We start from the raw sequence: 23049 nt of genomic DNA on the forward strand, positions 1-23049 counted from the left end.
CCCCCCCCCCCCCCCCCCCCCCCCCCCCCCCCCCCCCCCGCCGCCGTGCGGGGCCGGCGATTTGGGGGCGGGGGACCGCGTCCCGTACGCTGGTGCACGACCACAGACCGCCGGTCGTCACGGGCTCCCGCTCGTGACCGAAGGTCCCGCCGAGAGCGGGCGTCCAGCGCAGGCCACGAAGTACCGGAACACCGATGGCGTCCGCGCCACCGCGCCTCCCGAGCCCCGTGCCCTGCGCCGGGGCTCTCTCTCGTTCCCGGGTCCGACAGTCCGACGGTCCGACCCGACGGAAGGAGGCCCGAATGTCACGTGCCGACAAGGTCTCGGCGATCGCCGAGCTCTCGGAGAAGTTCAAGAGCTCGAACGCCGCCGTCCTCACGGAGTACCGGGGGCTCTCGGTGGCTCAGATCACCGAGCTGCGCAACACCCTGCGTGGCAACGCGACCTACGCCGTGGTCAAGAACACGCTGACCCAGCTCGCCGCCAAGGACGCCGGGGTGACCGCGTTCGACGGTCAGCTCGTCGGCCCGTCCGCGATCGCCTTCGTCGAGGGCGACCCCGTGGAGGCGGCCAAGGGTCTGCGCGACTTCGCCAAGGCCAACCCCCTCCTGGTGATCAAGGGCGGCGTGCTCGAGGGCAAGACCCTCTCCGCCGCGGAGATCACCAAGCTCGCGGACCTCGAGTCCCGCGAGGTGCTCCTCGCCAAGCTGGCCGGCGCCATGAACGCCTCGCTCAGCCAGGCCGTCTACCTCTTCGCCGCCCCGCTCTCGAAGGCCGCTCGCACGGTCGACGCGCTGCGGGCCAAGGTCGAGACCGAGGGCCCGGCGGCCACCGCCGACGCCCCGGCCGAGGCCGCTGCGGAGGAGACCCCCGCCGACGCCCCCGCGGCCGAGGCCACCGACGTCGCCGAGGGTGGCGACGAGAGCTGACCTCACGGTCGGCTCACCACCGAAACGCCACCACGGCACCACACGAAAGGACGCCATCATGGCCAAGCTCAGCACCGACGAGCTCCTTGACGCCTTCAAGGAGATGACCCTGATCGAGCTCTCCGAGTTCGTCAAGGAGTTCGAGGACACCTTCAACGTCACCGCCGCCGCGCCCGTCGCGGTCGCCGCCGCCGGCGCCCCCGCCGGTGGTGCGGGTGACGCCGCCGCCGCCGAGGAGCAGGACGAGTTCGACGTCGTCCTCGAGGCTGCCGGCGACAAGAAGATCGCCGTCATCAAGGAGGTCCGCGCGCTGACCTCCCTCGGCCTCAAGGAGGCCAAGGACCTCGTCGACGGCGCCCCGAAGCCCGTCCTCGAGAAGGTCGACAAGGCCGCGGCCGAGAAGGCCAAGGAGCAGCTCGAGGGCGCCGGCGCCACCGTCACCCTCAAGTGAGCCCGTCCCCGTGAGGGGACTCGCTTCGCACCAGCGGGGCCCGACCGTTCGCGGTCGGGCCCCGCTCGCGTGCCCGGACCAATCCGCCGAAAGCCCCGGCTCCGAACCCGATCCCGTGGCAGCCTGACCTCCCGTGGGGGCCCGGCGGAGCCTGAGAAAAGCCATAGGTCCGCAAAGCACTTTCGCCGCGGTCGGCATGGTCTGATGGTCCGCGGCCCGGCTACCGGTAGGTAACTTCCGGGCCGCGTGCACGGTGACGACGGTTCGGGAAGGGCGACATGGGTGTCGAGATCGCGGTGAGCGGGCTGACCAAGCGGTTCGGCAGCCAGCTCATCTGGGACGACGTCACCCTCACCCTCCCCGCGGGCGAGATCTCCGTCCTCCTCGGCCCGTCCGGCACCGGCAAGTCGGTCTTCCTCAAGACCCTCGTCGGCCTGATCCGCCCCGACGCCGGCTCCATCGTCATCGAGGGCCAGGACGTCGTCCGGCTGCGCGGCGACGACCTCTACGAGATCCGCAAGCTCTTCGGCGTGCTCTTCCAGGACGGCGCGCTCTTCGGCTCGATGAGCCTGTTCGACAATGTGGCCTTCCCGCTGCGCGAGCACACGAAGAAGAGCGAGAAGGAGGTCGCGGACATCGTCCGCGAGAAGATGGAGCTCGTCGGCCTCGCCGGCGCCGAGGGCAAGCTGCCCGGCGAGATCTCCGGCGGGATGCGCAAGCGCGCCGGCCTGGCCCGCGCCCTCGTCCTCGACCCGCAGATCCTGCTCATCGACGAGCCCGACTCCGGCCTGGACCCGGTGCGCACCAGCTACATCAACCAGCTCTTCGTCGACCTCAACGCCCAGATCGACGCGACCTTCCTCATCGTCACCCACGACATCAACACCGCCCGCACGGTGCCGGACAACATCGGCCTGCTCTACCACCGCCACCTCGCGATGTTCGGCCCGCGCGAGATGCTGCTCTCCTCCGAGGAGCCGGTGGTCCGCCAGTTCCTCAACGCCCAGACCGTCGGCCCGATCGGGATGTCGGAGGAGAAGGACGCCGACGAGCTGGCCGCCGAGTCCGGCCAGGAGCTGCCGCCGCTCCCGCCCATCCCGCTCCAGCTCCCGACCAGTGACGGCACGCCCCGCCGGGCCGAGCGCGAGCCGGGGGAGTGGTGCACCGCGAACGGTGTCACCCCGCCCCCCGGCAGCTTCGCGTCCACGACGGCCGGCATCGTCGGTGTCGACCAGGGGGCCGGCGGATGAGCGTCGTCACCAACGGCCTGCGCCAGGCCGGCTCGTTTTTCGGGCTGGTCCTCGACGTCGCGAGGGCCACGCCGAAGCGGCCGTTCCAGCTCAAGGAGTTCATCCAGCAGGCGTGGTTCGTCGCGTCGGTGACCATCGTCCCGACGGCCCTGGTGGCCATCCCGTTCGGTGCGGTCATCGCCCTCCAGCTCGGCACGCTGACCCGCCAGCTCGGCGCCCAGTCCTTCACCGGCGCGGCCTCGGTGCTCGCCGTCGTCCGCGAGGCCTCGCCGCTCGTCACCGCCCTGCTCGTCGCCGGCGCCGGCGGCTCGGCCATCTGCGCCGACCTCGGCTCGCGCAAGATCCGCGAGGAGATCGACGCGATGGAGGTGCTCGGCATCTCCCCGATCCAGCGCCTCGTCGTGCCGCGCGTCCTCGCGACGATGCTCGTCGCCGCGCTGCTCAACGGGCTGGTCTCGGTCGTCGGTGTCGCCGGCGGCTACGTCTTCAACGTCCTCGTCCAGGGCGGCACCCCGGGCGCCTACCTCGCCTCGTTCACCGCGCTGGCCCAGCTCGCCGACCTCGCGACCTCGGAGATCAAGGCGCTGCTGTTCGGTGCCATCGCGGCGCTCGTCGCCTCGTACAAGGGGCTGACGGCCGGCGGCGGGCCCAAGGGCGTCGGCGACGCCGTCAACCAGGCCGTCGTCATCACCTTCATGCTCCTGTTCGTCGTCAACTTCGTCATCAGCGCCGTGTACTTCCAAGTCGTCCCGCAGAAGATCTGACGCCGATGTCCAAGGTCTCCTCCGCCGCCCGCGCCCCGCTGCGCCTGCTCGACGAGCTGAGCGCGCAGATGCGCTTCTACGTCTCCTCGGTCCGCTGGGTGCCGCGGACCCTGACGCGCTACCGCAAGGAGGTGCTCCGCCTGCTCGCCGAGGTCTCCCTCGGCACCGGGGCGCTGAGCGTCATCGGCGGCACGGTCGGGGTGCTGACCTTCCTGGCCTTCTTCACCGGCAGCCAGGTCGGCCTCCAGGGCTACAGCTCGCTCGACCAGCTGGGCACCGGCGCGTTCGCCGGCTTCGTCTCGGCCTACCTCAACACCCGCGAGATCGCGCCGCTCGTCGCCGGTCTCGCCCTGGCCGCCACGGTCGGCTGCGGCTTCACCGCCCAGCTCGGCGCGATGCGGATCAGCGAGGAGGTCGACGCCCTTGAGATCATGGGCATCCCCAGCCTGCCGTTCCTCGTGACGACCCGGATGATCGCCGGCTTCGTCGCGGTCATCCCGCTCTACGTGCTCGGCCTGCTCTCCTCCTACGCGGCGACGAGGTTCATCGTCACCGACTACTTCGGGCAGTCCAAGGGCACCTACGACCACTACTTCCATCTCTTCCTGCCACCCGGCGACATCCTCTGGTCCTTCGCCAAGGTGCTGATCTTCGCCGTCGTCATCATCGGCATCCACTGCTACTACGGCTACACCGCGAGCGGCGGCCCGGCCGGGGTGGGCGTGGCCGTGGGCCGGGCCGTACGGACCTCGATCGTCGCCGTGAACCTCGTCGACTTCTTCCTCAGCCTGGCCATCTGGGGGGCGACGACCACCGTGAGGATCGCGGGATGAGCCGCGTCCTTGCAGGGCTGCGGGAGCGTGCGTTCGGCGTCGCGTTCCTGCTCGTCGTCGCGCTCGGCGTGACGCTCTCGATCGCGGCCTTCGAGAAGGTCTTCACCGACGTCGTCACCGTCACCCTGCGCGCCGACCGGATCGGCAGCCAGATGCAGGAGGCGGCCGACGTCAAGATCCGCGGCGTCATCGTCGGTGAGGTCCGCACCATCACCTCCGGTCCCGACGGTGCCACCCTGACCCTGGCGCTGGACCCCGCATCGGTCGACCAGGTTCCGGCGAAGGTCAGCGCGCGGCTGCTGCCCAAGACCCTCTTCGGCGAGCGCTTCGTCGACCTGGTGGCGCCGCAGGGTGCGCCCGGCCGGGCGATCCGCGAGGGCGACGTCATCCCGCAGGACCGCACGAGCGTGGCCATCGAGCTCGAGCGGGTCTTCGAGGAGCTGCTGCCGCTGCTGCGCACGGTCAAGCCCGAGAAGCTCGCCGCGACGCTCAACGCGCTCGCCACCGCCCTCGACGGCCGGGGCACCAAGCTCGGGGAGAACCTGGTCCTCGTCAACCGCTACTTCACCGAGCTCAACCCCCAGATGCCGCTCATCCAGGCCGACATCAGCGGCCTCGCCGACCTCGCCAGCACCTACGCCGACGCCGCCCCGAACCTCCTGACCGCCGCGAACGCGCTGCGCACGACGAACGCGACGATCGTCGAGAAGAAGGACCAGCTGGCCGGCTTTCTCGCGGGCACGGCCGGGTTCGCCAACACGACCGCCGAGTTCCTCGAGAAGAACGACGACCGCATCATCCAGGTCGGCCGGGTGCAGCGCCCCACCCTCGCGGTCCTCGCGAAGCACGCACCGGTCTACCCCTGCCTCGCGAAGGGGCTGGTCGACTGGATCCCGCGCGCCGAGGGCATCTTCGCCGGCGGTCAGTTCCACATCACCCTCGAGACCCCGCGCCAGCGAAGCGGCTACCGCCCCGGCCAGGAGCCGGCGTGGAACGACGACCGCGGGCCGAACTGCAACGGCCTGCCGAACCCCGGTGGCAGCCAGAAGAACCCGCGCGGCCCGACCACGTTCGCGGACGGCACCGGCGGCTCGGCCCGCTCGGCGCTGCCCTCGGCCCTGCTCGCCCCGACCGGCCTCGCCGTCGGCAACGTCGACTCCGGGCTCGCCGGCACCGAGGCCGAGCAGCGGGTCGTCGCCATCGCGCTCGCGCCCGAGGGCGCCGGCGAGCCGAACGCGCTCACCACACTCCTCGCGGGGCCGATGCTCCGCGGGAAGGTGGTGAACCAGTGAGGACCACCTCGAGCCTGGTCAAGCTCCTCGTCTTCGTCGTCGTCACCGTGCTCGCCACGGGGATCCTCGCGGCGACCATCGCCAACGTCCTGCCCGGCGACAAGGCGTCGTACAAGGCCGTCTTCACCGACGTCACCGGTCTCTCCGCCGGCCAGGACGTTCGCATCGCCGGCGTGCGGGTCGGCACGGTCCGCGACATCGCGGTCGCGAAGGACCGGCTGCACGCCGAGGTCACCTTCGACGTCCTGCGCTCCACCAGCCTGACCCAGGGCACGGCGGCGACCATCAAGTACCGCAACCTCGTGGGGGAGCGCTACGTCGCTCTCACCCAGGAGCCCGGCAACGCCGCGCCGCTGCGCGAGAACGGCACCATCCCGCTCGAGCGCACGCACCCCGCCCTCGACCTCACCGTGTGCTCGCGCTCGTCGCCTTCGCGCTCGTGCTCACCGTCGCGCTGCGCGACACCGGCGCCCGCGAGCGTGACGCCCGCGCGGCGACCGCCCAGGCCCGCACCTCCCTCGAGCAGCTGCTCTCCTACAGCTGGCAGACCCTGGACCAGCAGTCGGCGGCCAACGCCCAGCTGCTCACCGGCTCCTTCCGCGGCGAGTACGCGCAGACGATGGCGCGCACCATCGCGCCGGCCGCGCAGAAGGACGAGGTCACCGTCCGGGCGCGCAGCTACGAGGCCGGCGTCATGGGCCAGACCCCCGACACGGTGACGGTCCAGGTCTTCCTCGACCAGGCCAAGACCGCCAAGGGCGAGGACCAGCCCTCGGTCGACCAGAACCGCGTCATCGCGACGATGAAGCGGGTCGACGGGCGCTGGCTGATCGAGAAGCTCTCGGCCTACTGAGGGCCCGGAGAGCACGCCGCGGCACGCCCGGATTCCCCGTATCGCTTGACGGGCGGGGGTGCGCGGGCCATCCTGTTCGCGTCGCCCGCTCACGCGGGCGCCCGCACCGGGAGCCGAAGGGTTTGACGCGGTTGGACGGTGCTGCCTTCTTCGGGTATGCTATCACTTTGCGCTGCCCCTAACCTTCCCCCGCTCGTCGATGAGTCGTTCCACCGCCATGCCCCCGGCTGTCCCGGGAGACCCGCGGTCGGAGCGGAGCTCGGTGCTCGGACGGTCGGGAGCGGCCGGACCGCAGTTATGAACCAGGCCCGTGGAAGGAACTCTCCTTGGCTGCCTCGCGCACCACGTCGAACCCCATGAACTCCGCCCGGACGGCTTCGGGCCGTCTGTCCTTCGCCAAGATCCGGGAGCCCCTCGAGGTCCCCGACCTCCTGGCCCTCCAGACCGAGAGCTTCGACTGGCTGCTCGGGAACGAGCGCTGGCAGGAGCGCGTCGCCAAGGCCCTCGAGGCCGGCCGTGACGACGTCCCCGAGCGCTCCGGCCTCGAGGAGATCTTCGAGGAGATCTCCCCGATCGAGGACTTCAGCGGCTCCATGTCGCTGAGCTTCCGCGACCACCGCTTCGAGGACGTCAAGTACTCGATCGAGGACTGCAAGGAGCGCGACCAGACCTACTCCGCGCCCCTGTTCGTCACCGCCGAGTTCATGAACAACACCACCGGCGAGATCAAGAGCCAGACGGTGTTCATGGGCGACTTCCCGCTCATGACCGAGCGCGGCACCTTCATCATCAACGGCACCGAGCGCGTCGTCGTCTCCCAGCTGGTCCGCAGCCCGGGCGTCTACTTCGAGCGCACCCCCGACAAGACCTCCGACAAGGACGTCTACTCGGCCAAGGTCATCCCGAGCCGCGGCGCCTGGCTCGAGTTCGAGATCGACAAGCGCGACATGGTCGGTGTGCGCGTCGACCGCAAGCGCAAGCAGTCGGTCACCGTCCTGCTCAAGGCCCTCGGCATGTCCGAGGCCGAGATCCTCGAGCAGTTCGGCGACTACGAGTCGATGCGGCTCACCCTGGAGAAGGACAACACCACCGACCAGGACGACGCGCTGCTCGACATCTACCGCAAGCTGCGTCCGGGCGAGCCGCCGACCAAGGAGGCCGCGCAGACCCTGCTCGACAACCTCTACTTCAACGGCAAGCGCTACGACCTGGCCAAGGTCGGCCGGTACAAGATCAACAAGAAGCTCGGCATCGACAGCGAGCTCGCGCAGTCGACGCTGACCATCGACGACGTCGTCGCCACGATCAAGTACATCGTCGCCCTGCACGCCGGCGAGGAGGCCATGCCCGGCCAGCGCCGCGGCGAGGCCGTCGACGTGCGCGTCGAGACCGACGACATCGACCACTTCGGCAACCGTCGCCTGCGCAACGTCGGCGAGCTCATCCAGAACCAGGTCCGCACCGGCCTGTCCCGGATGGAGCGCGTCGTCCGCGAGCGGATGACGACCCAGGACGTCGAGGCGATCACGCCGCAGACGCTCATCAACATCCGGCCGGTCGTCGCCTCCATCAAGGAGTTCTTCGGCACCAGCCAGCTGTCGCAGTTCATGGACCAGAACAACCCGCTCGCGGGCCTGACGCACAAGCGGCGTCTGTCGGCCCTCGGCCCGGGTGGTCTCTCCCGTGACCGCGCCGGCATGGAGGTCCGCGACGTCCACCCGTCGCACTACGGCCGCATGTGCCCGATCGAGACCCCTGAGGGCCCGAACATCGGCCTCATCGGCTCGCTCGCCTCCTACGGGCGGATCAACTCCTTCGGCTTCATCGAGACCCCGTACCGCAAGGTCACCAAGGGTGTCGTCACCGACGAGGTGCACTACCTCTCGGCCGACGAGGAGGACGAGCACGTCATCGCGCAGGCGAACGCCACGCTCGCCGACGACAACGCCACGTTCGCCCACGAGCGCGTCCTCGTGCGCGTCAAGGGTGGCGAGGTCGAGTACGTCCCGGCCGTCGACGTCGACTACATCGACGTCTCGCCGCGCCAGATGGTCTCCGCGGCCACCGCGCTCATCCCGTTCCTCGAGCACGACGACGCCAACCGCGCCCTCATGGGCTCGAACATGCAGCGCCAGGCCGTCCCGCTCGTGCGGGCCGAGGCCCCGCTCGTGGGCACCGGCATGGAGTTCCGCGCCGCCGTCGACTCCGGTGACGTCGTCGTCGCCGAGAAGGCCGGCGTCGTCACGGAGGTCTCCGCCGACCTCGTCACCGTCGCCGGTGACGACGGCACGACCCGCACCTACCGGATCGCCAAGTTCGACCGCTCGAACCAGGGCAACAGCTACAACCAGGTCGTCCGGGTCAACGAGGGCCAGCGGCTCGAGGCCGGCCAGCTCATCGCCGACGGTCCCGCGACCGAGGGCGGTGAGATGGCGCTCGGGCGCAACCTGCTCGTGGCGTTCATGCCGTGGGAGGGCCACAACTACGAGGACGCGATCATCCTCAGCCAGCGCCTGGTGCAGGACGACGTCCTCTCCTCGATCCACATCGAGGAGCACGAGGTCGACGCCCGCGACACCAAGCTCGGCCCCGAGGAGATCACCCGGGACATCCCGAACGTCTCCGAGGACGTGCTCGCCGACCTCGACGAGCGCGGCATCATCCGCATCGGCGCCGAGGTCCGCGACGGCGACCTGCTCGTCGGCAAGGTCACGCCCAAGGGCGAGACCGAGCTGACCCCGGAGGAGCGCCTGCTGCGCGCCATCTTCGGCGAGAAGGCCCGCGAGGTCCGCGACACCTCCCTCAAGGTCCCCCACGGCGAGACCGGCACCGTCATCGGCGTCAAGGTCTTCGACAAGGACGAGGGCGACGAGCTGCCCCCCGGTGTCAACCAGCTGGTCCGCGTCTACGTCGCGAACAAGCGCAAGATCACCGACGGCGACAAGCTCGCCGGCCGCCACGGCAACAAGGGCGTCATCTCCAAGATCCTCCCGGTCGAGGACATGCCCTTCCTCGAGGACGGCACGCCGGTCGACGTCGTGCTCAACCCGCTCGGTGTCCCCGGTCGTATGAACGTCGGGCAGATCCTCGAGCTGCACCTCGGCTGGGCCGCCAGCCGCGGCTGGGAGATCGAGGGCCAGCCCGAGTGGGCCGAGCTCATCCCGCAGGACGCCCGCCAGGCCCCGGCCGGCACGCGCGTCGCCTCGCCCGTCTTCGACGGTGTCCGCGAGAACGAGATCGTCGGGCTGCTCGACAGCACCCGGCCGACCCGTGACGGCGTGCGCCTCATCGACGGCTCGGGCAAGTCCCGGCTCTTCGACGGCCGCTCCGGCGAGCCGTTCCCCGAGCCGGTGTCGGTGGGCTACATGTACATCCTCAAGCTGCACCACCTCGTGGACGACAAGATCCACGCGCGCAGCACGGGTCCGTACTCGATGATCACCCAGCAGCCGCTCGGCGGTAAGGCCCAGTTCGGTGGCCAGCGCTTCGGTGAGATGGAGGTCTGGGCCCTCGAGGCGTACGGCGCGGCCTACGCGCTCCAGGAGCTGCTCACCATCAAGTCCGACGACGTCAACGGCCGCGTGAAGGTGTACGAGGCCATCGTCAAGGGCGACAACATCCCCGAGCCCGGCATTCCCGAGTCCTTCAAGGTGCTCATCAAGGAGATGCAGAGCCTCTGCCTCAACGTGGAGGTGCTGTCCAGCGACGGCTCCACCATCGAGATGCGCGAGGCGGAGGACGACGTCTTCCGCGCCGCCGAGGAGCTCGGCATCGACCTGTCCCGGCGCGAGCCGAGCAGCGTCGAAGAGGTCTGACAGGTGACCCGGCCCGGGTGCCCACCAGCACCCGGGCCGGGGATCCCGCCCGATCACCCACCGGTCAGACCACAGTTTTCGTAGAACGAAAGAAGGAACCACGTGCTCGACGTCAACTTCTTCGACGAGCTCCGGATCGGCCTCGCGACGGCCGACTCCATCCGTGCCTGGAGCCACGGCGAGGTCAAGAAGCCCGAGACGATCAACTACCGCACCCTCAAGCCCGAGAAGGACGGCCTCTTCTGCGAGAAGATCTTCGGCCCCACTCGTGACTGGGAGTGCGCCTGCGGCAAGTACAAGCGGGTCCGCTTCAAGGGCATCATCTGCGAGCGCTGCGGCGTCGAGGTGACCCGTGCGGCCGTCCGTCGTGAGCGGATGGGCCACATCGAGCTCGCCGCCCCCGTCACCCACATCTGGTACTTCAAGGGTGTCCCGAGCCGCCTCGGGTACCTGCTCGACCTCGCCCCGAAGGACCTCGAGAAGGTCATCTACTTCGCGGCGTACATGATCACCTCCGTCGACGAGGACCAGCGGCACGCCGACCTCCCGTCGCTCGAGGCCCAGATCCAGGTCGAGAAGAAGGAGATCGAGAACCGTCGCGACGCCGACGTCGAGGCCCGGGCCAAGAAGCTCGAGAACGACATCGCCGCGCTCGAGGCCGAGGGCGCCAAGTCCGACGCCAAGCGCAAGGTCCGCGACTCCGCGGAGCGCGAGATGAACGCGATCCGCCGGCGGGCCGACCAGCAGGTCGAGCGCCTCGAGCAGGTCTGGGACCGGTTCAAGAACCTCAAGGTCCAGGACCTCGAGGGCGACGAGGTCCTCTACCGCGAGATGCGCGACCGCTTCGGCCTGTACTTCGAGGGCGGGATGGGCGCCGCGGCGATCCAGAAGCGCCTCCAGACCTTCGACCTCGACGCCGAGTCCGAGTCCCTGCGCGAGACCATCGCCACCGGCAAGGGCCAGCGCAAGACCCGCGCCCTGAAGCGCCTCAAGGTCGTCTCGGCGTTCCAGACCACGACCAACCAGCCCTCCGGCATGGTCCTGGACGCCATCCCGGTCATCCCGCCGGACCTGCGCCCCATGGTGCAGCTCGACGGTGGCCGCTTCGCGACCTCGGACCTCAACGACCTGTACCGCCGGGTCATCAACCGGAACAACCGCCTCAAGCGACTCCTCGACCTCGGCGCGCCCGAGATCATCGTCAACAACGAGAAGCGGATGCTCCAGGAGGCCGTCGACAGCCTCTTCGACAACGGCCGTCGCGGCCGCCCGGTCACGGGCCCCGGCAACCGCCCGCTGAAGTCGCTGTCCGACATGCTCAAGGGCAAGCAGGGCCGGTTCCGCCAGAACCTGCTCGGCAAGCGCGTCGACTACTCCGGCCGCTCGGTCATCGTCGTCGGCCCGCAGCTCAAGCTGCACCAGTGCGGGCTGCCCAAGCAGATGGCCCTCGAGCTCTTCAAGCCGTTCGTCATGAAGCGGCTCGTCGACCTCGACCACGCGCAGAACATCAAGTCCGCCAAGCGGATGGTCGAGCGCCAGCGCCCGGTCGTGTGGGACGTCCTCGAGGAGGTCATCACCGAGCACCCGGTCCTGCTGAACCGTGCGCCCACGCTGCACCGCCTCGGCATCCAGGCCTTCGAGCCGCAGCTCGTCGAGGGCAAGGCCATCCAGATCCACCCGCTCGTCTGCACCGCGTTCAACGCGGACTTCGACGGTGACCAGATGGCCGTGCACGTGCCGCTGTCGGCGGAGGCCCAGGCCGAGGCCCGCATCCTCATGCTGTCCTCGAACAACATCCTCAAGCCGGCCGACGGCCGCCCCGTGACCATGCCCACCCAGGACATGATCATCGGCCTCTACCACCTCACCTCCGCGGTCGAGGAGGGCAAGGGCTCCGGGCGCGTGTTCCACAACGTGTTCGAGGCGCGGATGGCCTTCGACGCCGGGGAGATCGAGCTCGGTTCGCCGGTCAAGATCCGCCTCGAGCGGTTCGTCCCGACCCCGCTCTCCGAGCTGCCCGAGGGTGTCGAGACCGACGCCGACGGCTTCGTGGCCTCGATGACGCTCGAGACCACCCTCGGCCGCGCGCTCTTCAACGAGACGCTGCCGGAGGACTACCCCTACGTCAACGACCAGGTCGACAAGAAGCGCCTGTCGACGATCGTCAACGACCTCGCCGAGCGGTACAGCAAGGTGCAGGTCGCGGCGAGCCTCGACGCGCTCAAGGAGTACGGCTTCCACTGGGCCACCCGGTCCGGCACCACGGTCGCCATCTCCGACGTCGTCACCCCGCCGCGCAAGCTCGAGATCCTCGACGGCTACGAGACCAAGGCCACGAAGGTCCAGACGCAGTACGAGCGCGGTCTGATCACCGACGACGAGCGCCGCCAGGAGCTCATCGAGATCTGGACGCAGGCCACCAACGAGGTCGCCAAGGAGATGGAGGCCAACATCCCGCGGACCAACACCATCTTCAAGATGGTGTCCTCGGGTGCTCGCGGTAACTGGATGCAGCTGCGCCAGATCGCCGGTATGCGTGGCCTGGTGTCGAACCCGAAGGGCGACATCATCCCGCGTCCGATCCGCGCGAACTTCCGCGAGGGCCTGACCGTGCTCGAGTTCTTCATCTCGACGCACGGTTCGCGAAAGGGCCTCGCGGACACCGCGCTCCGCACCGCCGACTCGGGCTACCTGACCCGTCGCCTCGTCGACGTCTCCCAGGACGTCATCATCCGCGAGGACGACTGCGGCACCGAGCGCGGCCTGCCGATGCCGATCGCCGCGAGCGACGAGCGCACCGGCAACCGCACCGTCCACGACGACGTCGAGACCTCGGTCTACGCGCGCACGCTCGCCGCGGACGTCGAGAAGGACGGCGAGGTGCTCGCCGAGGCCGGCATCGACCTCGGTGACGTGGTCATCGGCGCGCTCTTCGCGGCCGGCGTCGACTCGGTGAAGGTCCGTTCGGTCCTCACCTGCGACTCCAAGGTCGGGACCTGTGCGAAGTGCTACGGCCGCTCGCTGGCCACCGGCAAGCTCGTCGACATCGGTGAGGCCGTCGGCATCATCGCGGCGCAGTCCATCGGTGAGCCCGGTACCCAGCTGACGATGCGCACCTTCCACACCGGTGGTGTGGCCGGTGACGACATCACGCAGGGTCTGCCGCGTGTCGTCGAGCTCTTCGAGGCCCGCACGCCCAAGGGTGTCTCGCCGATCGCCGAGGCCTCCGGCCGCGTCACGATCGAGGAGACCGACAAGGCGCGTCGCATCCTGCTCACGCCGGACGACGGCTCCGAGGAGCACGCCTACCCGGTGACGAAGCGGGCCCGCCTGCTCGTCCAGGACGGCCAGCACGTCGAGGTCGGCACGCAGCTGACGCAGGGGTCGATCGACCCCAAGCAGGTGCTGCGCATCCTCGGCCCGCGCAAGACGCAGGAGCACCTCGTCGACGAGGTGCAGAACGTCTACCGCCAGCAGGGTGTGTCGATCCACGACAAGCACATCGAGGTCATCGTCCGGCAGATGCTGCGCCGGATCACGATCATCGAGTCCGGCGACGCCGACCTGCTCCCCGGGATGCTCGCCGAGCGCGGGCGCTTCGAGGAGGAGAACCGTCGCGTCGTCTCCGAGGGCCTCAAGCCGGCCTCCGGTCGTCCCGAGCTCATGGGCATCACCAAGGCCTCGCTCGCGACCGAGTCGTGGCTGTCGGCGGCCTCCTTCCAGGAGACCACCCGCGTCCTCACCGAGGCGGCGATGGAGGGCAAGTCCGACTCCCTCCTCGGCCTCAAGGAGAACGTCATCCTCGGAAAGCTCATCCCGGCCGGCACCGGCCTGCCGCGCTACCGCAACATCGCGGTGGAGCCCACCGAGGAGGCCAAGGCCGCCATGTACTCGATGCCGAACTACGAGGACTACGCGTTCTCGTTCGGCCCCGGGTCCGGCGAGGCCGTCCGCCTCGACGACTCCGAGCTCGGTCTCGACCGGCTCTGAGCCAGGGCATCACCCCGCGAGGGCGGGCGACCACGTGGTCGCCCGCCCTCGCGGCGTCTGCGGGGTGCTGGACGGCGTGCCGCACCCGGGAGGACGATGAGCGGGTGCGACACCGCCGGCTCCTCGCGGCGGGTGCGGCCCTGGACCTCCTGGCCGTGCTCGCCTGCCTCACCCTCCCGCTGTACTCGACCTCCGACGGCTCGGGCGCTGACGGCTCGGCGACGCTGCTCGCCGTCAACGGGCCGGGGGTGCTCGTCCCGCTGGCGCTCTTCCTCGGGCTCGGGCTGCTCGCGTGGTGCACCCCGTGGTGGGGCGTGCGGGTCGCGGCGGTCGGGGTGCACGGGGTCCTCACCGTGCTGGCGCTGCTCTCGATCGGGGTCCTCTTCCTTCCGGCGGCGCTGGTCCTGGCCGTCGGGGGCGTGCTCGACGTGGTCCGGGCCCTGGCCCCTCGGGCACCCGCCCCGCCGGTCCCCGCCTGACCGCATCGGCGGGCCTGCCTCGCTCGGGTGAGGCACCATGGGCCGATGCGTCGTCAGAGGGGGGTCGTCGCCGGCCTGGTGGTCGGGGTGCTGCTCGTGACCGCGGCGCCGCTCGTCGCGCGGGTCGTCCTCGCGCCCTTCGTCCCCCGGTCCGACGACCCCCGCGCCGCGGCACCGCTCGTGGCGGTTCCCGGGTGGTTCCCGCTGCTGGGGCTCGTCCTGGTGCTCGCAGCGGTCTGGCTCCTCGCACGACGTCGGCGCACGCGACGTCCCCGCTGACCCTGCCTGACCCGTCGAAAGGACAGAACACGCCGTGCCGGGCGATCCCACACGGCGTGTTCTGTACCTTCGACCGCCGGTGCCTAGGGTGGCCGGCATGGACCAGCCGCCAGTGATGCTCGGCCGCGAGGACACCCCCTCCGGCGAGGTGGCCCTGCGCCGGCGCGGTGACGTCCTCGAGCTCGTCGTCGACGGCGCCTTCGCGATGGACACCGTCGACACCTCCACGGAGGTCCTGCTGGCCACCGAGGCCCTGCGGCGTCACCCCGCACCCGCGCGGGTGCTCGTCGGCGGGCTCGGCCTGGGGTTCACGGCGCGGGCGGTGCTGGGGGACACCCGGGTCGGGCGGGTGGACGTCGTCGAGCTCGCCGCCCCGCTGGTGCGCTGGGCCCGGGCGGGTCTCGCGCCCGAGCTGGCCGACCTCGAGGGGGAGCGCTGCCGCCTGCACGTCGCCGACGTGGCGGCCGTCCTGCGGGGGGAGGGCGGACCCACCGGGCCGTGGGACGTCGTGCTCCTCGATGTCGACAACGGGCCGGACTTCCTCGTCCACGCAGGCAACGCCGGTCTCTACGCACCGGCCGGGCTGGCCGCCTCGCGGGAGGCGCTGGCTCCGGGTGGGCTCCTCGTCGTCTGGTCCTCGCACGTGGCGCCGGCCCTGCTCGCCGCCCTGCACGCCGTCGCCGGCCCCGGCGACACGGTGCTCGAGACCGTGCTGCCCGTCGTCCGCGACGGCCGGTCGCTGGACTACGCCCTGTACCACCTGGGGCGGGCCGCAGGGTAGGGCCGTTCCTCCCTGACATACCCCAGGGGGTCTACGACCTTCGGGCACTGGTGGCCGGACGGAGGTCGGGTGTCGACTCACCCCGTCGCCCTCGCCGGGCGGCCCACCCCTGAGGAGATCCACCATGCGACGCACCCCTGTCCGTCACCTCGCCCTCGCCGCCGTCCCGGTGGCCGCCGTCGCCGTGCTCGTGCCCCTGCAGAGCCAGGCCGCCGGCACCGTCCGTGAGCGGTGCTCGGCCACCATCGACTGGACGGGGACCACCCACGTCCCGGGCGCCGACCCGGTGGTCCAGACCGCCACCTACACGAAGCGCTTCACGGTCACCACCACGACCGGGTTCACCGACGACGTCTCGACCCCGACCCGCCAGGAGAGCTTCGGGGCCGCGGTGGTCGGCCAGGACGTCACGATCGGCTGGTTCAAGGACGTGTCGGTGTTCGACTTCGTCTCCGTCGACGCCACCGTGCCCCTCGTGAGCGGCCGTGGACGGGCCGAGGGCCGCAGCGTCCACGGCGACAGCACCCGCCAGGACGCCGTGGCCTGGACGGTCACCTGCGCCAGACCCTGACGCGCGGACCGGGACGGGTGCGCGAGGATGGGGCCATGCGCCGCGACCTCGTCATCCGTCCCGAGCGAGCCGGGGACGAGGGTCCGGTCCGCGATCTCGTCCACACGGCCTTCGCCGGCACCACCTACTCCGACGGCACGGCCGAGGTCGCCATCGTCGACGGGCTGCGCGCCGACGGCGACGTCCTGCCCACGCTGACGTTCGTCGCCGAGCTCGACGGCGAGGTCGTCGGCTCCGTCGTCTGCAGCCGGGCCACGATGGGGGAGGGGGCCTCGGTCGGCCTCGGCCCGCTGGCCGTCCGGCCCGACCACCAGGCGCAGGGTATCGGCTCGGCGCTCGTCGCCTCGGTGGTGGCCACGGCCGAGCAGGCCCACGAGCCGTCGCTGGTGCTGCTCGGCGACCCCGGCTACTACGGCGCCTTCGGCTTCGTGCCCGCCGTGCGGCACGGCATCGGCTCGCCCGGGACCTGGCCCGAGGAGCACTTCCAGGTGCTCACCCTGCGCGCCTGGCGCCCCGAGCTCGCCGGCCCCTTCCGGTACGCGCCCGCCTTCGAGCGGGCCGAGGAGACGGCGTGAGCAGCACCGAGCGCGACGTCCTCCTGGGCCGCCTCGGCGGTGTCCGCCGGCACGTGCTCGAGCAGGTGGAGGGTCTCGACGACGAGCAGCTGCGCCGGCCGGTGCTGCCGTCGGGCTGGAGCTGCCTCGGCCTGCTGCGCCACCTCACCCTCTCCGACGAGCGGTACTGGTTCGAGGTGGTCGTCGCCGGCCGACCGTCGGACTTCTTCCCCGAGGGCCGGAACGCCGACTGGGTGGTCGGCCCCGACGAGCCGGCCGCCGCCGTCGTCGACGCCTACCGAGCCGCGGTCGAGGCGGCCGACGCGGTGCTCGCCGCCACCGACCTCGACGCCGCCCCCGCCTGGACCGACCCGTGGTGGGAGCAGGTCGGGATGTCCTTCCCGGACGTGCGCTCGGTCGTCCTCCACGTCCTCGTCGAGACCGCGACCCACGCCGGTCACCTCGACGCCGTGCGCGAGCTGCTCGACGGGCGCCAGCACATCGTCCTCTGAGCACGGCCGCCCGGCGGGGTCCGGCGCGGGAACCGATTTGGGTGCCGCACCGCGGGCCGGTATCCTTGAGTGCTGTGTCTGGCTAGGTCCGGACCCACGAGCCGTGACCGGCGCCGCGAGGTGACGGGAACGGCCTCGCCCACCTCGTGCCGGGCGCCCCACCACCATCCTCCCGAGGCTGGCCCATGGGGAGTGCAGGGACGAGCAGCCGGTGCGACACACCCGAACGCGGGGGTCGAGCACCGGCCATGACAAGGAGCCGCGGCGCCGACGCCGTGGCTTGACGAGACAAGACGAAGGATCCAGGTTGCCTACCATCAACCAGCTGGTGCGCAAGGGCCGGCAGGACAAGGCCGTCAAGGCCAAGACCCCTGCCCTCAAGGGCTCCCCGCAGCGCCGCGGTGTGTGCACGCGTGTGTACACGACCACCCCCAAGAAGCCGAACTCCGCCCTCCGCAAGGTCGCCCGCGTGCGCCTCACGAGCGGCATCGAGGTCACCGCCTACATCCCCGGTGTCGGCCACAACCTCCAGGAGCACTCGATGGTGCTCGTCCGCGGCGGTCGCGTGAAGGACCTCCCCGGCGTGCGCTACAAGATCATCCGTGGCGCCCTCGACACCCAGGGCGTGAAGAACCGTCAGCAGGCGCGCAGCCGCTACGGCGCGAAGAAGGGTAAGAGCTGATGCCGCGCAAGGGTCCCGCACCGAAGCGGCCGCTCGTCACCGACCCGGTCCACCAGTCCCCGCTGGTGACCTCGCTCGTCAACAAGGTCCTCCTCGACGGCAAGAAGTCCACCGCCGAGCGCATCGTCTACGGCGCGCTCGAGGGCTGCCGCGAGAAGACCGGCACCGACCCGGTGCAGACGCTCAAGCGCGCGCTCGACAACATCAAGCCGACCCTCGAGGTCAAGTCCCGCCGCGTCGGCGGTGCGACCTACCAGGTCCCGATCGAGGTCAAGCCGAACCGCGCGACGACCCTGTCGCTGCGCTGGCTCGTCGGCTACTCCCGTCAGCGTCGCGAGAAGACGATGACCGAGCGCCTCATGAACGAGATCCTCGACGCCTCCAACGGCCTCGGTGCCGCCGTGAAGCGTCGCGAGGACACGCACAAGATGGCCGAGTCCAACAAGGCCTTCGCCCACTACCGCTGGTGACCCGACCCGGGGAGCCGCCACGACCGTGGCCGGCTCCCCGGGCCCACCGGTGGCACGCGCACCGAACCCGCAGCACCCCCGAAGCGACGAGACGAGAGCACAGAACGTGGCACAGGACGTCCTGACCGACCTCACGAAGGTCCGCAACATCGGCATCATGGCGCACATCGACGCCGGCAAGACGACGGCGACGGAGCGCATCCTCTTCTACACCGGCGTCAACCGGAAGATGGGCGAGACGCACGACGGCGCCTCGACCACCGACTGGATGGAGCAGGAGAAGGAGCGGGGGATCACCATCACCTCCGCTGCCGTCACCTCCTTCTGGGAGGGGTCGCAGATCAACATCATCGACACCCCCGGTCACGTCGACTTCACCGTCGAGGTCGAGCGCTCGCTGCGCGTCCTCGACGGCGCCGTCGCCGTCTTCGACGGCAAGGAGGGCGTCGAGCCCCAGTCCGAGACGGTGTGGCGCCAGGCCGACAAGTACAACGTCCCCCGCATCTGCTTCGTCAACAAGATGGACAAGCTCGGCGCGGACTTCTACTTCACCGTCGACACCATCAAGGACCGCCTCGGCGCGGAGCCGCTCGTGCTCCAGCTGCCGATCGGTGCCGAGAACGACTTCGTCGGGGTCATCGACCTCGTCTACATGCGTGCCCTCGTGTGGCCCGGCGACGCCAAGGGTGACGTCACCCTGGGCGCCAAGTACGAGATCCAGGAGATCCCGGCCGACCTCGCCGAGAAGGCGGCGGAGTACCGCCACCACCTCGTCGAGCGCGTCGCCGAGACCGACGACGCCCTCATGGAGAAGTACCTCGAGGGCGGCGAGCTCACCCCCGAGGAGATCAAGGCCGGCATCCGCCAGCTGACCATCTCCTCCGAGCTCTACCCCGTGCTCTGCGGCTCCGCGTTCAAGAACCGCGGTGTCCAGCCGATGCTCGACGCGGTCGTCGACTACCTCCCCTCGCCGCTCGACGTCGCGGCCATGGAGGGTCACGCCCCGGGCAACGAGGACGAGAAGGTCGAGCGCAAGCCGTCCAAGGACGAGCCGTTCTCGGCGCTGGCCTTCAAGGTCGCCTCGCACCCGTTCTTCGGCACGCTGACCTTCATCCGCGTGTACTCCGGCCACATCTCGGCCGGCACCCAGGTGCTCAACAGCACCAAGGTGAAGAAGGAGCGCATCGGCAAGCTCTTCCAGATGCACGCCAACAAGGAGAACCCGGTCGAGGACGCGATGGCGGGGCACATCTACGCCGCCATCGGCCTCAAGGCCACGACCACGGGTGACACCCTGTGCGACCTCAACGCGCCGGTCGTCCTCGAGTCGATGACCTTCCCCGAGCCGGTGATCCAGGTGGCCATCGAGCCCAAGACCAAGGGTGACCAGGAGAAGCTCGGCACCGCGATCCAGAAGCTCGCCGAGGAGGACCCGACCTTCCAGGTGCACCTCGACGAGGACACCGGCCAGACGATCATCGCCGGCATGGGCGAGCTCCACCTCGACATCCTCGTCGACCGCATGAAGCGCGAGTTCAAGGTCGAGGCCAACGTCGGCAAGCCGCAGGTCGCCTACCGCGAGACCATCAAGCGCACCCTCGACCGCTTCGACTACACCCACAAGAAGCAGACGGGTGGCTCCGGCCAGTTCGCGAAGATCCAGATCGCGCTCGCGCCGCTCGACACCGCCGAGGGCGAGCTCTACGAGTTCGAGAACAAGGTCACCGGTGGTCGCGTCCCGCGCGAGTACATCCCGTCGGTCGACGCCGGTATCCAGGACGCGATGCAGTACGGCGTCCTCGCCGGCTACCCGCTGGTCGGCATCAAGGCCACGCTGCTCGACGGTGCGGCCCACGACGTCGACTCCTCGGAGATGGCGTTCAAGATCGCCGGCTCGATGGCGCTCAAGGAGGCCGTCCGCAAGTGCGAGCCGGTCCTCCTCGAGCCGATGATGGCCGTCGAGGTCCGCACGCCCGAGGACTACATGGGCGAGGTCATCGGCGACATCAACTCCCGCCGTGGCCAGATCCAGGCCATGGAGGACATCAGCGGCGCCAAGATCGTGCGCGGCGTCGTCCCCCTGTCGGAGATGTTCGGCTACGTCGGCGACCTGCGGTCCAAGACCCAGGGCCGGGCGAACTACTCCATGGAGTTCGACTCCTACGCCGAGGTCCCCAAGTCGGTGGCCGAGGAGATCATCAAGAAGACCCGGGGCGAGTGACCGCTAGAGTGGTCGCTGGTCTCCGCTGAGAGAAGCATCAAACCAACCCAGAACGACGCCACGTCCTGCCCGGTCGTGCGTTTCCAAGAAGAGTCCTGAGGAGGACATCAAGTGGCGAAGGCAAAGTTCGAGCGGACCAAGCCGCACGTCAACATCGGCACCATCGGTCACATCGACCACGGTAAGACGACGCTGACGGCTGCGATCTCCAAGGTCCTGCACGACAAGTACCCGGACCTGAACCCGCAGTTCGCGTTCGACGACATCGACAAGGCGCCCGAGGAGAAGCAGCGCGGTATCACGATCTCCATCGCGCACATCGAGTACCAGACCGAGGGTCGTCACTACGCCCACGTCGACTGCCCGGGCCACGCCGACTACGTGAAGAACATGATCACGGGTGCGGCGCAGATGGACGGCGCGATCCTGGTCGTCGCCGCCACCGACGGTCCGATGCCGCAGACGAAGGAGCACGTCCTCCTGGCCCGCCAGGTCGGCGTCCCCTACGTCGTCGTGGCGCTCAACAAGGCCGACATGGTCGACGACGAGGAGATCCTCGAGCTCGTCGAGATGGAGGTCCGCGAGCTGCTGAGCTCCTACGAGTTCCCCGGTGACGACCTCCCCGTCGTCAAGGTCTCGGCGCTCAAGGCGCTCGAGGGCGACGCCGAGTGGGGCCAGACCGTCCTCGACCTGATGGACGCCGTCGACACCTACATCCCCGAGCCGGAGCGCGACACGGACAAGCCGTTCCTCATGCCCGTCGAGGACGTCTTCACGATCACCGGTCGTGGCACCGTCGTCACCGGCCGCATCGAGCGTGGCGTCCTCAAGGTCAACGAGGAGGTCGAGATCGTCGGCATCCACGAGGGCCCGGCCACCAAGACCACCGCCACCGGCATCGAGATGTTCCGCAAGCTCCTCGACGAGGGTCGTGCGGGCGAGAACGTCGGCCTGCTCCTCCGTGGCATCAAGCGCGAGGACGTCGAGCGTGGCCAGGTCGTCGTCAAGCCGGGGTCGATCACCCCGCACACCGGCTTCGACGCGAACGTCTACATCCTGTCCAAGGACGAGGGTGGCCGTCACACGCCGTTCTACGACAACTACCGCCCGCAGTTCTACTTCCGCACCACGGACGTCACCGGTGTCGTGAAGTTGCCCGAGGGCACCGAGATGGTCATGCCCGGTGACAACACCGAGATGGCCGTCGAGCTCATCCAGCCCATCGCGATGGAGGAGGGCCTCAAGTTCGCCATCCGCGAGGGCGGCCGCACCGTCGGCGCCGGCCGGGTCACCAAGATCACCAAGTGACCTGACGCCGGTCCCGCACCGGCAGCTCGTCGAAGGGCCCGCATCCCCAGCAGGGGGTGCGGGCCCTTCGCCGTGCCGCCAGCTGTGCGGTCAGCGGGCGAGCCGGTCGGCCGCGACGCGGTCGAGCTCCTCGTGCAGCCGGCCGATGGCGGGGGAGGGGGCCATCGAGCGCCGCCAGGTCATCATCACCCGCCGGGTCGGGACGGGGTCGGTGACCGGGACCGCGACGACCTCGGGCGGGAGCAGCTCGCGGCCCAGGCGCGGCACCAGGCTGACGCAGACCCCCTCGGCGACGAGCCCGACGTGCGAGGCGAACTCCCACGACCAGTGCCGGATGTCGGGGCGGGCGCCGTGCCGGTCGAACATGTGGGTCAGCCAGCCGTGGCACACCGACCCCTCGGGCGGGCAGACCCAGTGCTCGTCGACGAGCTCGAGGGCGCTGACGCCGGACGCCGCGGCGAGCGGGTGGTCGCGGTGGACGAGGACGTCGGCGGTGTCGACCCCCAGCCCGACGACCTCGACGTGGGCGGGGAAGGGCAGCGGCAGGTCGCCCCAGTTGTGGACCAGTGCCGCGTCGGCGGCGCCGGTCGCGACGAGGTCGATGGCCTCGTGCGGGTCGTGCTCGACGAGGGTGACCTCGAGCCCGGGTGCGGCGTCGGCGAGGGTCCGCAGCGCCGGGGCGACGAGGCCGCGGACCGCGGTGGAGAAGGCGACGAGCCGCACCGTGCCGGCGACCGGGCCGCCGGCCACCCGGCCGAGCCCGGACTCCAGGGCCGCGAGGCGGGCGAGGATGTCCGCGCCCTCGTCGACGAGGTGGCGCCCGAGCTCGGTGAGCATCACCCCGCGCCCGACCCGGTCCAGGACCGACCCGCCGACCCGGCGCTCGAGGCGCTTGACCTGCTGGGAGACGGCCGAGGGGGTGAACCCGAGCTCGGCGGCCGCCCCGCCGATCGAACCGGTGCGCCGCACGGCGGCGAGCGTCACGAGGTGGTCTAGGTCGATCATGTAGCGACGC

The 23049-nt window shown here is 70.3% G+C and carries 20 protein-coding genes and 1 pseudogene; 20 read left to right on the forward strand and 1 reads right to left on the reverse strand.

Translation table 11 applies throughout. The features are described 5' to 3' along the window. The first annotated feature begins 302 nt into the window (after positions 1 to 302). From rplJ to tuf, 20 genes and pseudogenes are all read left to right on the forward strand, one after another. On the forward strand, positions 303 to 929 hold the full coding sequence (gene rplJ, locus ACQZ2A_RS12580; RefSeq protein WP_430211484.1) for a 50S ribosomal protein L10: 627 nt from the start codon (positions 303 to 305) through the stop codon (positions 927 to 929). Positions 930 to 987: 58 nt separating this feature from the next. Further along, positions 988 to 1380 carry a 50S ribosomal protein L7/L12 gene (gene rplL, locus ACQZ2A_RS12585; RefSeq protein ID WP_030526805.1) on the forward strand — a complete coding sequence of 131 codons (393 nt, stop codon included), beginning with the start codon at positions 988 to 990 and terminating at the stop codon, positions 1378 to 1380. A gap of 278 nt (positions 1381 to 1658) precedes the next feature. Continuing rightward, on the forward strand, positions 1659 to 2630 hold the full coding sequence (locus tag ACQZ2A_RS12590) for an ABC transporter ATP-binding protein (RefSeq protein ID WP_430211487.1): 972 nt from the start codon (positions 1659 to 1661) through the stop codon (positions 2628 to 2630). Continuing rightward, positions 2627 to 3394: an MlaE family ABC transporter permease gene (locus ACQZ2A_RS12595; protein WP_430211489.1), complete on the forward strand. Its 768-nt coding sequence runs from the start codon at positions 2627 to 2629 to the stop codon at positions 3392 to 3394. Before ACQZ2A_RS12590 ends, ACQZ2A_RS12595 begins: the two co-directional genes overlap by 4 nt. A 5-nt stretch (positions 3395 to 3399) precedes the next feature. Next, positions 3400 to 4227: an MlaE family ABC transporter permease gene (locus tag ACQZ2A_RS12600; RefSeq protein WP_430211491.1), complete on the forward strand. Its 828-nt coding sequence runs from the start codon at positions 3400 to 3402 to the stop codon at positions 4225 to 4227. Next, the gene (locus ACQZ2A_RS12605; RefSeq protein ID WP_430211494.1) at positions 4224 to 5519 is read left to right on the forward strand and encodes an MCE family protein; all 1296 of its coding nucleotides are present in this window, start codon (positions 4224 to 4226) and stop codon (positions 5517 to 5519) included. Before ACQZ2A_RS12600 ends, ACQZ2A_RS12605 begins: the two co-directional genes overlap by 4 nt. Positions 5520 to 5566: 47 nt before the next feature. Further along, a pseudogene (locus ACQZ2A_RS12610) lies at positions 5567 to 5839 on the forward strand (MlaD family protein); the annotation flags it as partial. Positions 5840 to 5931: 92 nt separating this feature from the next. Beyond that, a complete protein-coding gene (locus tag ACQZ2A_RS12615) occupies positions 5932 to 6372 on the forward strand; it encodes a hypothetical protein (RefSeq protein ID WP_430211769.1) in 441 nt (146 codons plus the stop codon). Positions 6373 to 6698: 326 nt separating this feature from the next. Continuing rightward, positions 6699 to 10187 (forward strand): DNA-directed RNA polymerase subunit beta, encoded by a 3489-nt coding sequence (rpoB, locus tag ACQZ2A_RS12620; protein WP_430211497.1) that lies wholly within the window; start codon positions 6699 to 6701, stop codon positions 10185 to 10187. 102 nt (positions 10188 to 10289) lie between these two features. Then, a complete protein-coding gene (locus ACQZ2A_RS12625) occupies positions 10290 to 14177 on the forward strand; it encodes a DNA-directed RNA polymerase subunit beta' (RefSeq protein ID WP_430211500.1) in 3888 nt (1295 codons plus the stop codon). 104 nt (positions 14178 to 14281) lie between these two features. Next, positions 14282 to 14656, forward strand: a complete 375-nt coding sequence (locus tag ACQZ2A_RS12630) for a hypothetical protein (RefSeq protein WP_430211501.1) — start codon at positions 14282 to 14284, stop codon at positions 14654 to 14656. A 45-nt stretch (positions 14657 to 14701) separates the two neighbouring features. After that, positions 14702 to 14935 carry an LPXTG cell wall anchor domain-containing protein gene (locus ACQZ2A_RS12635; protein ID WP_430211504.1) on the forward strand — a complete coding sequence of 78 codons (234 nt, stop codon included), beginning with the start codon at positions 14702 to 14704 and terminating at the stop codon, positions 14933 to 14935. Between the two features lie 97 nt (positions 14936 to 15032). After that, positions 15033 to 15716: a spermidine synthase gene (locus ACQZ2A_RS12640; RefSeq protein ID WP_430211507.1), complete on the forward strand. Its 684-nt coding sequence runs from the start codon at positions 15033 to 15035 to the stop codon at positions 15714 to 15716. Between the two features lie 124 nt (positions 15717 to 15840). Further along, positions 15841 to 16287, forward strand: coding sequence for a hypothetical protein (locus ACQZ2A_RS12645; protein WP_430211510.1), 447 nt, complete (start codon positions 15841 to 15843; stop codon positions 16285 to 16287). Positions 16288 to 16322: 35 nt separating this feature from the next. Then, positions 16323 to 16862 carry a GNAT family N-acetyltransferase gene (locus ACQZ2A_RS12650; RefSeq protein WP_430211512.1) on the forward strand — a complete coding sequence of 180 codons (540 nt, stop codon included), beginning with the start codon at positions 16323 to 16325 and terminating at the stop codon, positions 16860 to 16862. Further along, complete coding sequence (locus tag ACQZ2A_RS12655) at positions 16859 to 17353, forward strand: DinB family protein (protein ID WP_430211515.1); 495 nt, start codon at positions 16859 to 16861, stop codon at positions 17351 to 17353. The genes ACQZ2A_RS12650 and ACQZ2A_RS12655 overlap by 4 nt, the downstream gene beginning before the upstream one ends. 307 nt (positions 17354 to 17660) lie before the next feature. Then, a complete protein-coding gene (rpsL, locus tag ACQZ2A_RS12660) occupies positions 17661 to 18035 on the forward strand; it encodes a 30S ribosomal protein S12 (RefSeq protein ID WP_030526821.1) in 375 nt (124 codons plus the stop codon). Beyond that, the gene (gene rpsG, locus ACQZ2A_RS12665) at positions 18035 to 18505 is read left to right on the forward strand and encodes a 30S ribosomal protein S7 (protein ID WP_166118005.1); all 471 of its coding nucleotides are present in this window, start codon (positions 18035 to 18037) and stop codon (positions 18503 to 18505) included. Before rpsL ends, rpsG begins: the two co-directional genes overlap by 1 nt. Before the next feature lie 106 nt (positions 18506 to 18611). Further along, complete coding sequence (gene fusA / locus ACQZ2A_RS12670) at positions 18612 to 20726, forward strand: elongation factor G (protein WP_430211519.1); 2115 nt, start codon at positions 18612 to 18614, stop codon at positions 20724 to 20726. 111 nt (positions 20727 to 20837) lie between these two features. Further along, entirely contained in the window at positions 20838 to 22034 is a 1197-nt protein-coding gene (tuf, locus tag ACQZ2A_RS12675) for an elongation factor Tu (RefSeq protein ID WP_430211521.1), read from the forward strand. Positions 22035 to 22124: 90 nt separating this feature from the next. Here tuf and ACQZ2A_RS12680 read toward each other — a convergent pair whose 3' ends face one another. Continuing rightward, the gene (locus ACQZ2A_RS12680; protein ID WP_430211524.1) at positions 22125 to 23039 is read right to left on the reverse strand and encodes a LysR family transcriptional regulator; all 915 of its coding nucleotides are present in this window, start codon (positions 23037 to 23039) and stop codon (positions 22125 to 22127) included. Positions 23040 to 23049 lie beyond the last annotated feature (10 nt).

Origin of the sequence: Phycicoccus avicenniae, assembly GCF_050496545.1 — a bacterium.
Taxonomy (GTDB): Bacteria; Actinomycetota; Actinomycetes; order Actinomycetales; family Dermatophilaceae; genus Phycicoccus; species Phycicoccus avicenniae_A.